General features: G+C 60.4%; 13 protein-coding genes and 1 pseudogene. 10 read left to right on the top strand and 4 right to left on the bottom strand.

Annotated features, from left to right (window positions below):
- The first annotated feature begins 116 nt into the window (after positions 1-116).
- Positions 117-827, top strand: a complete 711-nt coding sequence (locus tag A9513_RS00165) for a hypothetical protein (protein ID WP_065327286.1) — start codon at positions 117-119, stop codon at positions 825-827.
- Here A9513_RS00165 and A9513_RS00160 read toward each other — a convergent pair.
- Together A9513_RS00160 and A9513_RS00155 are read right to left on the bottom strand one after the other, a co-directional pair.
- Positions 813-1,676, bottom strand: coding sequence for a hypothetical protein (locus A9513_RS00160; RefSeq protein WP_057392454.1), 864 nt, complete (start codon positions 1,674-1,676; stop codon positions 813-815). The genes A9513_RS00165 and A9513_RS00160 overlap by 15 nt on opposite strands.
- A 2-nt stretch (positions 1,677-1,678) precedes the next feature.
- Positions 1,679-2,476, bottom strand: coding sequence for a hypothetical protein (locus tag A9513_RS00155; protein ID WP_240967372.1), 798 nt, complete (start codon positions 2,474-2,476; stop codon positions 1,679-1,681).
- A 9-nt stretch (positions 2,477-2,485) separates the two neighbouring features.
- On the opposite strand from A9513_RS00155, the gene A9513_RS36365 reads away from it, so the two are divergent.
- Entirely contained in the window at positions 2,486-2,737 is a 252-nt protein-coding gene (locus A9513_RS36365; protein WP_240967373.1) for a hypothetical protein, read from the top strand.
- On the opposite strand, the pseudogene A9513_RS00150 reads toward A9513_RS36365, so the two are convergent.
- Positions 2,734-5,565 (bottom strand): annotated as a pseudogene (locus A9513_RS00150) (Tn3-like element ISPa40 family transposase); the annotation flags it as partial. The gene A9513_RS36365 and the pseudogene A9513_RS00150 overlap by 4 nt on opposite strands.
- A 211-nt stretch (positions 5,566-5,776) precedes the next feature.
- Between A9513_RS00150 and A9513_RS00145 the strand changes: the two are divergent.
- The 5 genes from A9513_RS00145 to A9513_RS00125 all read left to right on the top strand — a co-directional run bounded on the left by A9513_RS00145 (position 5,777) and on the right by A9513_RS00125 (position 9,292).
- A complete protein-coding gene (locus A9513_RS00145) occupies positions 5,777-6,715 on the top strand; it encodes a chromate resistance protein ChrB domain-containing protein (RefSeq protein WP_023100535.1) in 939 nt (312 codons plus the stop codon).
- Positions 6,716-6,744: 29 nt separating this feature from the next.
- Complete coding sequence (chrA, locus tag A9513_RS00140; protein WP_205896557.1) at positions 6,745-8,076, top strand: chromate efflux transporter; 1,332 nt, start codon at positions 6,745-6,747, stop codon at positions 8,074-8,076.
- Positions 8,077-8,086: 10 nt separating this feature from the next.
- Positions 8,087-8,413 (top strand): rhodanese-like domain-containing protein, encoded by a 327-nt coding sequence (locus tag A9513_RS00135; protein ID WP_023100537.1) that lies wholly within the window; start codon positions 8,087-8,089, stop codon positions 8,411-8,413.
- Between the two features lie 14 nt (positions 8,414-8,427).
- Positions 8,428-8,880, top strand: a complete 453-nt coding sequence (locus A9513_RS00130; protein WP_023100538.1) for a chromate resistance protein ChrB domain-containing protein — start codon at positions 8,428-8,430, stop codon at positions 8,878-8,880.
- A 106-nt stretch (positions 8,881-8,986) separates the two neighbouring features.
- Positions 8,987-9,292: a hypothetical protein gene (locus A9513_RS00125; protein WP_023100539.1), complete on the top strand. Its 306-nt coding sequence runs from the start codon at positions 8,987-8,989 to the stop codon at positions 9,290-9,292.
- Here the strand turns inward: A9513_RS00125 and A9513_RS35350 are convergent.
- Positions 9,225-10,274 (bottom strand): hypothetical protein, encoded by a 1,050-nt coding sequence (locus A9513_RS35350; RefSeq protein ID WP_124014491.1) that lies wholly within the window; start codon positions 10,272-10,274, stop codon positions 9,225-9,227. The two genes, A9513_RS00125 and A9513_RS35350, sit on opposite strands and share 68 nt — an antisense overlap.
- A gap of 94 nt (positions 10,275-10,368) precedes the next feature.
- On the opposite strand from A9513_RS35350, the gene A9513_RS00120 reads away from it, so the two are divergent.
- The 3 genes from A9513_RS00120 to istB all read left to right on the top strand — a co-directional run bounded on the left by A9513_RS00120 (position 10,369) and on the right by istB (position 13,063).
- Complete coding sequence (locus tag A9513_RS00120; protein ID WP_196714534.1) at positions 10,369-10,551, top strand: helix-turn-helix domain-containing protein; 183 nt, start codon at positions 10,369-10,371, stop codon at positions 10,549-10,551.
- A 224-nt stretch (positions 10,552-10,775) separates the two neighbouring features.
- A complete protein-coding gene (gene istA / locus A9513_RS00115) occupies positions 10,776-12,335 on the top strand; it encodes an IS21 family transposase (protein WP_023100542.1) in 1,560 nt (519 codons plus the stop codon).
- Positions 12,329-13,063 (top strand): IS21-like element helper ATPase IstB, encoded by a 735-nt coding sequence (gene istB, locus A9513_RS00110; RefSeq protein ID WP_023100543.1) that lies wholly within the window; start codon positions 12,329-12,331, stop codon positions 13,061-13,063. Before istA ends, istB begins: the two co-directional genes overlap by 7 nt.
- Positions 13,064-13,100: the final 37 nt, after the last annotated feature.

The following is a 13,100-nucleotide window of genomic DNA, read 5'->3' as shown; positions in this document are numbered from 1 at the left end:
ATAATCTAACTATAAATTACTATAACGGCGGCTTGCGCGAATCGCCAAACTCCGCACTCTCGTCTTGTCGGCCAATAAGTCTTATAGTGATTTACAGTGAATTCACAGAGCCCGACATGCCAACCCTTGCCAACGAACAATTGCCAGCCTTTGCCGCCGCCTTGATACGACTGCGCGGGGAAACGCTGGGGCGGATCGCTGAAGCCACCGGCATCCGCACCGCTAACCTCTCGGTCTGGCTACGTGGCAAGGAGCAGGTGATCTCCGCCAAACGACTCGTCGGCCTGTTGCACCACCTCGGTGTGGAAGGCGGGCGCCTGCGTACCGACGTGTTGCACCAGTGGCAGGATCGTGGGGCACTGGATGACAGCAAGCTCGTGCTAGGCAAGCTGCTGGCCGACAAGCAGTCGGTGTGGTTGTTTCAGGATGAGCAGCCGGGGCTTATCAAGACCCGCTTTCTGTTGGCTGGCGATGTGCTGATCCGCATGGAGATCGAGCCGGGCGTCGATCAGGCCCTTGATCTGGCGACAGTCGTCAGGGTGGATCGTGTCATCACTACGCCTACGGCATTGGCCGGGGTGCCAATCGACTCGTTGGCATCTGCGCGCAACGTCCTCTTGGCACTAGCGGAGCAGACCGCAGCGGACGTGGGTGACAAAGAACTGCTGGAAGGGCTGATGTTCCGTCTGACCGAAACATTAGGCAGTAATGTCACTTCAGCGCAGGGCTGGCAACAACTGGAGCAGGCGCTGAGGCGGTCCCTAGAGGCTGGCCTGGCCCCAGGTGACATTGCGAGCTTACTCAAAGGGCACCTACAGAACAGATAGCCAGACCGCTTCCTGTTCGAGCGCCCGTCCGGATTGGCGCATCTGTTCGGTTAACGGGCCTAGATAATCAGGTAACTGCGGAACAGCACTGGTGAACTCCCGAAGCGTATCCTGCCATAGCCGCTGGCTACCATAGCGTGCCAGTTTGCTTTGCCAGTCGGGCATCAGCCAGCATTCGCAAGTGTCGCCAAGCTGTGCAAAGAGTCGCGCGAAATTGGCCAGCCCCACGCCGTCATAGTCCGGGAACAGTACGACACGGCTTGCACGCGGGCGCTGCCCCAGCCAGGCGAGAAGCCGGCCATCAAGCTGTCCGCCGTAGTACAGCAGGGTGGCTTGCGTTCCTACTGGCAGCCAATCCGTGCGGTCAAACAGCGCCTGGTTCTCCACCAGCCAGAGCGGCTGCCCGCTTTGCCAGGTGTCGCCAGTTTCAATGCGCAGGCTGGTAGCCCCGAAGTGGTGCGTGAGCTGGCTGAGTGGCAGTTCGCTCCCGTGTTCGCCTTGCCGCCAGAGAACCTTTTCGCCAACGGCCTTGAGCAAGGGGTAGTAGCACTCATGCTGATGATTGCGCGCTTTGCTGTCGCGCGCGTGGGCGATGTGTTGCGCCCGCAGCGGCAGGTCGTCCGTGGCCAGCATCCCGACCTGGGGGGAGAGTGCGCTCAGATGAATATCGAATAGTCGCGGATCGCTGACACGGTAAACATCACCGCGCCCCTGACGCTGGCAGATTACCGCTCCTGTCTGCCGGGCAAAGCGATCCAGAGCGCTGCGCTGAGCGGCGGTGAAATGGCTGGCCGGCAGGGTTTGTTGGCCATGCAGCTTGAGCAAGGCTGCGCGCAGGGTTCGATCCATCCTTAGGTATCCAGCGGTTCAATGACCTGCCAGCTATGGCGGCTGATCTGGTTGCTGCCGTTGCGCGTGTGAATCGGCACGCAGTAGCGCACGGTCGTCAGCGGCGCGGGCGAGGCAAAAATCAACGAGAAGCCGAACTCCGCCGCCGTGTCGATCAGGCTGCGCTGATTGCGGGCGTCCAGGGCCAGTGCCTCGTCCAGATAGCAGATGCCCTGGATGGGGCGACGCTGATCCTGCATCAGATGCAGCATCGCCAGCCCCGTCACCAGTTTGGCCATCAGTACGGTGCCATTGGAAGCGGCACTGTCGAGGTCATCGAAGGCTTCCGGCTCGCGATCTGCCTTGCCGACCCAGAAGCGCAGGCGAAACAGGTCGGCCACGCGCAGGCCGTGGCGGGCATTGCCCTCTTCGATCAGCAGGGTCTTGGCGCGATTGATCTGCTCGTCGTCAAGGACGCTCTGCTGGTTGAACAGCTCGAAGGTTTCGCCGCTGTCCACGGTGGCAGCGGTATTGATCAGTAGCTCGATGGCCTCCACCAGCAGGGTTTCGTCCTCGGGTTCGATCTTGAACACGGCCAGGTCGGAGAGTTGTCGGCCGCTGATCTTGCGGTTGAACTCGCGCATCCGGCGCTTGAAGGCAAACAGGCCGTCACGCAGCTCGCGCAGGCAGGCGGCCACATTCACCACCGCCGAGCGTACCTTCTTTTCCAGTGCTTCGGCTTCCTGCGGCAGGTGATGGGCGAATTCAACGAGACGAACAATCTCGTTTTCCGGTTCGCCGACAAACTGATACTTGGTCAATCCGCCGCTATGGATTTCACCCAGCAGATGGCGGATCTGCTCATCCAGCTCCAGCAACTGGCGGCAGTCAGTCAGATAAGTCTGCAGCCGTTCGGCCAGTTGTTCCGGCGCAAACTCGGGCTGGGCCAGCCAGGAGTGGTGTGGCAACTCGGCCAGCCAGGTGAAGGGGCCTTCGTGGTCGATGCGCTGATGACGGCGTTGCTCGATCTGCCGGTGTTGCTGCTGGGGAGCCCGCAGAACTCGGAAAAAATCGTACGCTAAGGTTTTCCGAGCTGCCGCAGCGGCCTGAATTTCCCGTCTTCCAGCTTGCGGCTTTGCCGCCAAACGTAATCGCCGGTCAGGTTGATGTGCTCCCAGCCCAATGGCGAAAGGTATTGCAGTAACTCAGGATTAACTGGCTTGCCTGCCTCTTCTCGGGCCTGGGTCGCGCGCTCCAAGTACACGGTGTTCCACAACACGATGGCGGCCGTCACCAGGTTGAGGCCGCTGGCCCGGTAGCGCTGCTGCTCGAAACTCCGATCCCTGATCTCGCCGAGGCGGTTGAAGAACACCGCCCTGGCCAGGGAGTTACGCGCCTCGCCCTTGTTCAATCCGGCATGCACGCGGCGACGCAGTTCCACGCTTTGCAGCCAATCGAGGATGAACAGCGTGCGCTCGATCCGACCCAGCTCGCGCAGAGCCACGGCCAGGCCGTTCTGGCGCGGGTAGCTGCCAAGCTTGCGCAGCATCAGCGATGCGGTGACGGTGCCCTGCTTGATCGACGCGGCCAGCCGCAGAATCTCGTCCCAGTGAGCGCAGACGTGCTTGATGTTCAGGGTTCCGCCGAGCATTGGACGCAGCGTCGGGTAGTCTTGGACGCTATTGGGCACATACAACTTGGTTTCACCGAGGTCGCGGATGCGCGGCGCGAAGCGGAAGCCCAGCAGGTGCATCAGGGCGAAGACGTGATCGGTGAAGCCAGCGGTGTCGGTGTAGTGCTCCTCGATCCGCAGATCGGACTCGTGGTACAGCAGACCGTCGAGCACGTAGGTGGAATCACGCACGCCTACATTCACCACGCGGGTGCTGAACGGCGCGTACTGGTCAGAGATGTGGGTGTAGAACAGCCGTCCTGGCTCGCTACCGTACTTCGGGTTGACGTGGCCGGTGCTCTCGCCTTTACCGCCGGCACGGAAACGCTGGCCATCGGAGGATGAGGTGGTGCCGTCACCCCAGTTGGCGGCGAAGGCATGCCGGAACTGGCTGTTGACCAGCTCGGCCAGGGCCGTCGAGTAGGTTTCGTCACGGATGTGCCAGGCTTGCAACCAGGACAGCTTGGCGTAGGTCATGCCCGGACTCGACTCGGCCATTTTGGTCAGGCCGAGGTTGATGGCATCGCCCAGGATCGCCGTTAGCAGTAGCGTCCGGTCTTTCGCCTGTGCGCCATCCTTCAGGTGCGTGAAGTGGCGGGTGAAGCCCGTCCATTCATCCACATCCATCAGCAGCTCGGTGATCTTGATGCGCGGCAGTAGCTGGCTGGTCTGGTCGATCAGCGCCTGCGCGGTGTTGGGCACCGCGGAATCCAGCGGGGTGATTTTTAGCCCGGACTCGGTGAGGATGGCATCGGGTAGTTCGTTGTCCTTTGCCAGTCGGGTGACAGTGGCCAGCTGCTCGTCCAGCAGCTGCAAACGCTCTTCCAGGTACTGGTCGCTGTTCGGGTTGATCGCGAGTGGCAGCGCCTGTTCCCGCTTGAGTGCGGCGAATTTCTCGGGAGGCAGTAGGTAGTCATCGAAGTCGCGGAACTGCCGCGAGCCTTTGACCCAGATGTCGCCGGAGCGCAGCGCGTTCTTCAACTCGGACAAGGCGCAGATTTCGTAGAAGCGCCGGTCGATGCCTTCCGGGGTGATCACCAGCGGTTTCCAGCGCGGCTTGATGAAGGCGGTCGGTGCGTCGGAGGGCACCTTGCGCAGATTATCGGCATTCATCTCGCGTAGGGTCTGAACGGCATCCAGCACGGCTTGCGCTGCCGTCGCGGCTCGGAGCTGAAGCACCTCCAGAAAGGCTGGGGTGTAGCGGCGTAGCGTAGCGAAGTTCTCGCTGACCAGGTGCAGGTGGTCGAAGGCTTCCGGCCGGGCCAGCAGCTCGGCCTCAGTGACACTCTGGGTGAACTCGTCCCAGGGAATGACCGCCTCGATGGCGGCGAACGGATCGTCACCGGACTCTTTAGCGTCCAGCAGGGCCTGGCCGATCTTCGAGTACAGGCGCACCTTGTCATTGATCGCTTTGCCCTGCTTCTGGAACTGCTGCTGATGCTTGTGTTTCGCGCCACTGAACAGCTTGACCAGGATGCGGTCGTGCAGATCAACCAGTTCATCGATCACGGTCGCGGTGCTTTCCAGTACCACGGCGACCAGCGTGGCATAGCGCCTCTCCGGTTCGAACTTGCCGAGGTCTTGTGGCGTCATCTGCCCGCCCTCGCGGGCGAGCTTCAGCAATCGGTTCTGGTGGATGTGCCGGCCGAGGCTGTCGGGAAGGCCCACCAGTTGGAAAATCTTCAGCCGCTCGATGTGCTCGATCATGTGCCGCGAGTTCGGCTTCAGCGGTGATTGCCGCAACCAGGTCAACCAAGTGCTGTTGCTGCCGGCCTTAATGGTGAGCAGTTCGTCGAGCTTGGCGTGATGCGATGGGTTCAACGGCTCGATCAGGGCGCGATAGACCCGCCGATTGGCGCGTGCAATGGCCTCCGAACACGCCCGGTCAATAACGCTCAGCGTCGGCAGGATGCGCCGCTTCTGGCGCAAGCTCTCCAGCGCCTGCCCGGCCAGCAGCAAGCCCTTGTCGGTCTGCTGGGCCAGCTCGGTCAACTCGCGCACCAGGGCGCGGAAGTCCGACAGACCGAACGGGGCCAGTTGCAGGTAGGTGCGCAGTTCCAGAGCGTGCTCGCGGCGGGTCACGTCGCGCTCACCGTACTTCGCCCAACTCGCGGGGTCGGCTTGGACTTGCTTGGCCACCCACTGGATCACGGGCTCGGGTAGCGCCGTGTCGTTGCCCAGCGCATAACCAGGGTAGCGCAGCAGGCAGAGCTGCACGGCGAAGCCGAGGCGGTTGCTGTGTATTCCAGTGATGCTGACACCCAGTTCCAGCGATTGTGACCCGTCCATGCTGGAGATTCCGCCCCACCCATTCCAGTGGTTGTGATCCACTCCGCTGATGATTCTGACCCGCCCCTAAAGCCGGTAGGTACACCGCAAGCGCTTGCGGTCTCCTTTGCTCTGGATCAATATGTAGAGAGTCATTCATATCTGAATATATCTCTACCAAATGAAGCTGCTAGCACTGATCCTTTCCTTGCCCACCGAGAATGCCACTGCTCGGCAACGGGCTTGGCGCTCGCTGAAAGCCTCCGGGGCGGCAGTGCTGCGTGATGGTGTCTATCTGATGCCTGAGCGCGAGGACTGTCGCGCCACCCTGGATGGTTTGGCCTCAGATGTACGGGACGCTGGTGGGGCAGCCCATGTGCTGCGCGTCGAAGAGCCTGAGGGAGCGAACTTTACCGACCTGTTTGATCGCGGCGAAGACTATGCGGCCGTGCTGGGTGAAGTCGTACAAGTGCGGAATGTGCTGACTGCCGATACCGTGCAGGACACGCTCAAGCAGGTACGCAAGCTCCGCAAAGCTTTCGCCAGCCTGGTCGAAATCGACTTTTTCCCTGATGAGGCACAACAGCAAACGGATAAAGCCTTGCAGGAGCTGGAGCTAGCCTGCGCCCGGGCCCTGTCCCCGGATGAGCCGCACGCCATGGCCGGTGTCATCGCGCGGCTGCATTCATCCGACTACCAGGAGCGCACCTGGGCGACCCGCCAGCGGCCATGGGTGGATCGCTTGGCCAGTGCCTGGCTAATCCGCCGTTTTATCGACCCACAGGCCAGGATTCTGTGGCTGGCCAGTCCCGGGGATTGTCCGGCCGATGCGCTGGGTTTCGACTTCGACGGCGCGACCTTCAGTCATGTCGGCAGTCGCGTCACCTTCGAGGTGTTGGCGGCAAGCTTCGGCCTGGAGCAGCCCGCTATCGCACGGCTGGGTTTACTTGTGCATTACCTCGACGTGGGCGGCGTGCAGCCGCCCGAGGCCGCCGGTATCGAGAGCGTGCTAGCCGGACTGCGCGAAACCCTGACTCAAGACGATCAATTGCTGACCGCCGCTTCCGCCATTTTTGACGGATTGCTGGCCAGTTTCGACAAAGGAGTACCCTCGACGTGACGCAAACAGCCGCGCAGAACGCGGAAACACTGACGCAAGCACCGCAGCCGGTCAGCTTCTGGCAGGCCTTCGCTTTCTGGCTGAAGCTTGGCTTCATCAGTTTCGGTGGCCCGGCCGGGCAGATTTCGATCATGCACCAGGAGCTGGTAGAGCGCCGGCGCTGGATCTCCGAACGGCGTTTTCTGCATGCCCTGAACTACTGCATGCTGTTGCCCGGCCCGGAGGCACAGCAGTTGGCCACCTATATCGGCTGGCTGATGCACCGTACCTGGGGCGGGGTGATTGCCGGGGTAGTGTTCGTACTGCCCTCGCTATTCATCCTGATCGCGCTGTCGTGGGTCTATATCGCCTTCGGCGAAGTGCCGGTGGTGGCTGGGTTGTTCTACGGGATTAAACCCGCAGTGACCGCCATCGTGGTGCAGGCCGCCCACCGCATCGGCTCCCGTGCATTGAAGAACAACTGGTTGTGGGCGATTGCCGCCGCCTCCTTCGTCGCCATTTTCGCGTTGAACCTACCGTTCCCGCTGATCGTGTTGGGTGCCGCCGTGATCGGCTATTTCGGCGGGCGATTTGCCCCGCAGAAATTCAGTGTCGGTGGCGGCCACGGTGCGGCCAAGCAATCCTTCGGCTCTGCGCTGATCGATGACGACACCCCGACACCGGAACATGCGCGCTTTCGCTGGCCGCGCCTGCTCGTGCTGGCCGTCATTGGTGCGGCACTGTGGGCCTTGCCCATGGGCTTGTTGACCGCCCTGTTCGGTTGGGAAGGCACGTTGACCCAGATGGGCTGGTTCTTCACCAAGGCCGCGTTGCTGACCTTTGGCGGTGCCTATGCAGTGCTGCCCTATGTCTACCAAGGTGCAGTCGGCCACTACGGCTGGCTGAGCCCGACGCAGATGATCGATGGCTTGGCCTTGGGCGAGACCACGCCGGGGCCGCTGATCATGGTGGTGGCCTTTGTCGGTTTCGTCGGTGGGTATGTGCAACAGGTATTCGGTGCCGATCAGGCCTTCCTGGCTGGAGCCGTGGCGGCCAGCCTGGTCACTTGGTTCACCTTCTTACCGTCCTTCCTTTTCATTCTCGCAGGCGGCCCGTTGGTGGAGTCGACTCACAACGAACTTAAGTTCACCGCACCGCTGACGGCCATCACCGCCGCCGTGGTCGGGGTGATCCTCAACCTGGCACTGTTCTTCGGTTACCACGTGCTCTGGCCGCAAGGCTTCAACGGTCATTTCGATTGGCCATCGGCGCTGATCGCGTTGGCAGCGGCCATCGCTTTGTTCCGCTTCAAGCGCGGCGTCATCCAGGTGCTGGCGGCCTGTGCGCTGGTAGGTCTGGCTGTGCACCTGCTGCAAAACTGAGAGGTGGGAAATGAGCCGAATCTCGATATGCGAACTGGCGGAATGGCAGGCAGCAGATCGGATGTTCACTCTGTTGGATGTGCGTCGCACCAGCGTGCGACTTGCCGATGCCACAGAAATCCCCGGTGCACACTGGCGCGATCCCGAGGAAGTATTCACCTGGAAGGATCAGGTTCCACGGGACAGGCCAGTGATTCTCTATTGCGCCAAGGGGCATGAAATCAGCCAGGGCATCGCCGCCACACTGGAGGCCATGGGTCTGGATGCGCGCTACTTGATCGATGGTTTTTCTGGCTGGCACAGCGCTCGCCAGCCCACCCGGAGCCTATCCCGATAGGCAGGAGGTGCTGCATGAAGTGGATCACCCGCGAACGCCCGAAGATCGACCGGATCGCCTGCCCTTGGCTGATCGCCCGTTTTATCGATACAGCGCCGGAGTTTCTCTACGTGCCGAGTGGCGATGTGCTGCGCCGGGCGCGAGAGGAAGGCGCTACGCCTTATGACATCCCCGGTGTCGAACTCACTCATGAAGGCGAATTGTGCAGCTTCGATGCGTTCTTGAAGAAGTACCAACTGGACGAGCCGGCCTTGCAGCAACTGGCGCAGATAGTGCGTGGTGCCGATACCTCAAGGCTCAATCTCACGCCTCAGTCGGCGGGGCTGTATGCCATCTCGCTGGGATTGTCGAAGAACTTCAGCGACGACCATGAAATGCTACGTCATGGCCTCATCATGTACGACGCCCTGTATGCCTGGTGCAAGGACTGCCAGGGCGAATCGCATAACTGGCCGCCACAGATGTGAGGCGACTGCCAGTCACTGCCAAGCTCCACGATAACGTTGCAGGCTGTAGGGTGGCCGTGCATCTCCGTGATGGTGATGCACGGCACTTACTCAGAGGATATACGCAATGCTTTTACCGGGTGCAGAAGCGCTGGGAATGACGCAACGCCAATGCCTGGATTTGCTGGAAAGCGCCGAGGACACTCTCGACTTCCTGACGTCCAGCCTGACCTACCTGATTCATGCGGAGAGCCAGCAGGCGCAGCCAGATATGGCCCTGATCGCAGAGTGGGAAGCCTTGGATCAGGAAATATTCGACGTGCAGTATTCGCTGCCGGGCTCGGACGTGAAGGTCTATCAGCAGGTCATTGAGAATTATGGTCAGCGCAACCGCGAGCTACGCCCGGTTGTTGATCGGTACATGGCGAAGTAGCTGACGGCTGTACAGGACGCCCTGCACCAGGGCGTTTGCCTCCCCATTGTCCCCGCACGTCTTCTCGGCATCGGTGCCAGCCCTCGGCTCGTATGAGCATTGGCCAAATCAGCAGCGGATGCTCATGCAGGTGCTGATTAATCAGTCGGTAAGTCTGGTGGGCCTTGGGCGGTAGGCCATCAGGGCTGTGCAGTAGATCAAGCAGCATGCTCACGGCATTCCCATCGCTGAGTTCCTGCTGCCGCTCACCGAGCAATTGCCACAACAGCGGGCGACGCTCAGTCAGCCAGGCCGCAATGCCCTGTTCGGGGAACAGCACCACGGGAGTGAAGAGCCCTTCATGGAACTCCGTCACTTCTTTGGTCAGGATGCGATTTACCGCCTTATCGAACCGCTCTCTTTGGCGAACGCCTGACTTGTAGCGTGCCGCCGCAGCTTGCGTTCCGACCTCATCCTGGAGCGGAACATGGGGAGAGTGGTGTGCACAGAGCTTTCGTCCTGGTAATGGCTGCCGCCAACACAACGTGCAAAAGCTGAACGGATCAACTCGCTGGCCATTTTCCAAGCGCAGATGACTCTGCACGGGAATCTTCAGTTGAGTACACATGCTGAGAAAGTAGGTGACCTCAATAACAGTCGGGAACGTGTACTCCCTTGGCGGCCAGGTCGTGAAGTGATGAATAAGCTCTACGGCCTTCATTACTTCAAACAGATGTGGATTGTTGCTCTTGCCAACACAGCATCCCAGATCCGCATAAATTCCCCAGATGCCATTCCAGGTCGCTATGCGTTGCCCATAAAGCACATGGCAATGCTCAGGCGGAATCAGAGGCTGTAGATACTGCCTGATCAGTCGCAGCGCGATTGCCGGCGTAACAGCCATGTCAGCAGCGTGCAGCCTGATTGCCCAGAGGGCAACCGCCACATCCTCGTATACGAAAGAGTCGAAAAATTCATCGTCTAGGTAGAGCGGCAAAATCAAGTGTCCAGTCTGGCTAGTAGTTGGGCATCCACCAACTGCCTAGCATGCGCTATCGGGATATTGCAGTGCAGGCAAGGGGATGACGGTGGAGACGATGACACTCATGGAGGTGAGCCAGATTCTCAGGATTTCTGAGCATACGGCGCGCAACCGACTGAGCATGGGCTTGCCGATGCCACCGTCGTTCCGCGTCGGCCGCCGCCGATTGTTCCTCAAGCAGGAGGTCGAGCGCTGGCTGGCCGCGCAGGCTGGTGTATCCGACAGCCACGACCGCTAAAGCCCAGAAAACTACAGGACATCACGCTATCGATTAGGTCATGCGGGCAACAAAAACTGTGGACGCAAAAAAGGCCCGGAGCAGCAACTCCGAGCCTTTTTCTAGATGACATAAGCACCTTCAACGCTTGTGAATTCTCAGCGTCCCTCTATCGGCTGTCAAGGCCGAGGGGCAGGTACTGCCTGCCATTCAGCGCCCCGCCCACGGGGCACGAAGGAGTATGGATGAGAGTCAGGATTGAACCGCGCCTGCTGCGCGAGGCCGTGCGCCTGCACTATGGCACACGTCTATCGACACGCGAAATTGCTCATAGCACTGGGCTTTCGCGCAACAGTCTCAAGCGTTTGTGCCGCCACCTGGAAAGCATTGTCCTCGATGTGGATCAGCTTGCTGAATGGAGCGACGAGCAGCTTTATGAGCGTTTGGGTATCAAGCCATTCAACGGCTTTCGCCTGAAGGCCTGCCCCGATTGGAACTGGGTGCATGCGGAAATGCGCAACCCCAGCGTCACCCTGGAACTGCTATGGCGTGAATGGCGGGCCACCGAGCCAGACGGCATCGCCTATTCGCAGTTCACGGCCAGCTATCGCAGCTTTGTGCAGCAACAACCATTGGCAATGCGTCAGCTGCATCAACCTGGCGACAAGCTGTTCTTGGACTTCTCCGGCAAGACCATGCCGATATACCTGGACGGCCAATCGGAACCTCGCCTGGCACAAATCTTTGTCGGCGTGCTGGGCTACTCCAGCTACACCTTCGCCTGCGCCGTGTGGAGTCAGCGGATCGAGGACTGGATGCACTGCCATGTGCAGGCCTTCAATTTCTTCGCGGGTGTGCCCCGCCTACTGGTTCCCGACAACCTCAAGGCCGCTGTGATCAAGCATGGTAAGGATGAAGTTCAGCTCAACCTGATCTATCAGCAACTGGCCCACCATTACCAGGCCATTATCCTGCCGGCCCGCCCGCGTAGACCCAAAGATAAAGGCAAAGTGGAGGCCGGGGTGAAGCTGGTTCAACGCTGGCTGCTAGCAGCCCTGCGCCACCGCCGCTTCTTCAGCTTGGCAGAGCTCAATCAGGCGATCCTGGAGTTGCTGCCGGCATTCAATCAACGCCCGTTCAAACGCCAGCCTGGCAGCAGTCGGCACAGCCTATTCGTCGAGGTGGAACAGCCCGCGCTCCAGCCGCTTCCGATCCACGCCTACGAGCATGCCGATTGGCGCTTCAAGGTACGAGTGCGCAGCGACTACCTGGTGGAGTATGACAATCACCACTATTCCGTGCCGAGCCGATTGGTACAGCAGCAAGTGGATGTACGCGCTACGGGCGAGATCGTGGAGGTCTTTCACAATCATCTGCGCGTCAGCAGTCATGCCCGACAGTATGTTTCCGGCATCAGCGTGCAACCGGAGCACAGGCCGCCGAACCACCAGTATTACGCCGACAGTGAGCCCGCTGCATTGCTCGCCTGGGGTGAGCGGGTCGGGCCTGCACTACTGCGCCATCTGCACTATCACCTGACCGAGCGAACCGATGTGGCCAATGGACACAAGGCCGCCAGCGCCTTGCGCAAGGAATCTCGTCTACATGGCGATGCACGTTTGGAGGAGGCCTGTGCCTATGCGCTGACCATCAAGACCTTCGCCCTGAAAAGCCTGCAATCCATCTTGCGCGAGCAGCCCGACAAACGCCCTGGCCTGAAATCCCTACCCAGTTCGACACCCGCTCACGAAAACCTGCGCGGTGCCCATTACTTTGCCGATGAAAAGGAACGTTCGACATGCTGAACCAGCAGACCCAAAGCAAGCTCCAGCAACTGCAACTGTCCGGTATGGCCAAGGCCTACCGCGACCAGCTTGAACAACCACGCATGCAGGAACTGCCTTTTGATGACCGCTTGGGCCTGATGGTGGATCGTGAACTCAGCGAACGCGAGAACCGCAAGCTGTCTCGCTTACTGAAGCAGGCGAAGCTGCGCTATGCCGCGCACCTGGAGGATGTGGATTACCGCAGCAGTCGCGGTCTGGATAAGCAAGTGATCGCAGGTCTGACAGGATGCTCCTGGATTGGTCAGCAACAGAACCTGCTGCTGACCGGAGCCACCGGCACAGGCAAGAGTTGGCTCGCCTGCGCATTTGGCAGCCAGGCGTGCCGACAGGGCTACTCGGTGATCTACAAAAGCGCCTCGAAACTCTATGAAGAGCTGCAAATCGCCATTGGCGACGGCTCCCTGCCCAAGTACCGAACGGCCTTGAGCAAAGTTCATCTGCTGATCCTCGATGACTTCGGGCTGGCACCGGTAGAACCCACGGTGGGGTATACCTTGCTGGATATTGTCGATCAGCGCATGCAGACCGGCTCGCTGATCATCACCAGCCAGTTCCCCACGGAGCACTGGCACAGCATGTTCAACGACGCCACGCTGGCCGAGGCCATCCTGGATCGCATCGTCCACCGCTCGCACCGTATCGGGCTCAAAGGCGAGTCCTTGCGTAAGCAGGCTGCCAAGGCGTGATGATCAACAACGAAGGGGGCGATGCCCTCTTCGTTAT

This window comes from Pseudomonas sp. AU12215, from assembly GCF_001675465.2.
GTDB lineage: Bacteria > Pseudomonadota > Gammaproteobacteria > Pseudomonadales > Pseudomonadaceae > Pseudomonas > Pseudomonas nitroreducens.
The sequence above is the reverse complement of the archived record's forward strand: the minus strand, read 5'-3'. Positions and strand labels throughout refer to the sequence as shown.

Bases quoted from the DNA above. Each gene is read 5' to 3' on its own strand.
- A9513_RS36365 (WP_240967373.1), top strand. From the start codon at position 2,486: ATGGATTTCACCCAGCAGATGGCGGATCTGCTCATCCAGCTCCAGCAA.
- A9513_RS00120 (WP_196714534.1), top strand. From the start codon at position 10,369: ATGACACTCATGGAGGTGAGCCAGATTCTCAGGATTTCTGAGCATACG.
- A9513_RS00160 (WP_057392454.1), bottom strand. From the start codon at position 1,676: ATGGATCGAACCCTGCGCGCAGCCTTGCTCAAGCTGCATGGCCAACAA.
- A9513_RS00145 (WP_023100535.1), top strand. From the start codon at position 5,777: ATGAAGCTGCTAGCACTGATCCTTTCCTTGCCCACCGAGAATGCCACT.
- A9513_RS00130 (WP_023100538.1), top strand. From the start codon at position 8,428: ATGAAGTGGATCACCCGCGAACGCCCGAAGATCGACCGGATCGCCTGC.
- A9513_RS00125 (WP_023100539.1), top strand. From the start codon at position 8,987: ATGCTTTTACCGGGTGCAGAAGCGCTGGGAATGACGCAACGCCAATGC.
- istB (WP_023100543.1), top strand. From the start codon at position 12,329: ATGCTGAACCAGCAGACCCAAAGCAAGCTCCAGCAACTGCAACTGTCC.
- A9513_RS00135 (WP_023100537.1), top strand. From the start codon at position 8,087: ATGAGCCGAATCTCGATATGCGAACTGGCGGAATGGCAGGCAGCAGAT.
- A9513_RS00165 (WP_065327286.1), top strand. From the start codon at position 117: ATGCCAACCCTTGCCAACGAACAATTGCCAGCCTTTGCCGCCGCCTTG.
- istA (WP_023100542.1), top strand. From the start codon at position 10,776: ATGAGAGTCAGGATTGAACCGCGCCTGCTGCGCGAGGCCGTGCGCCTG.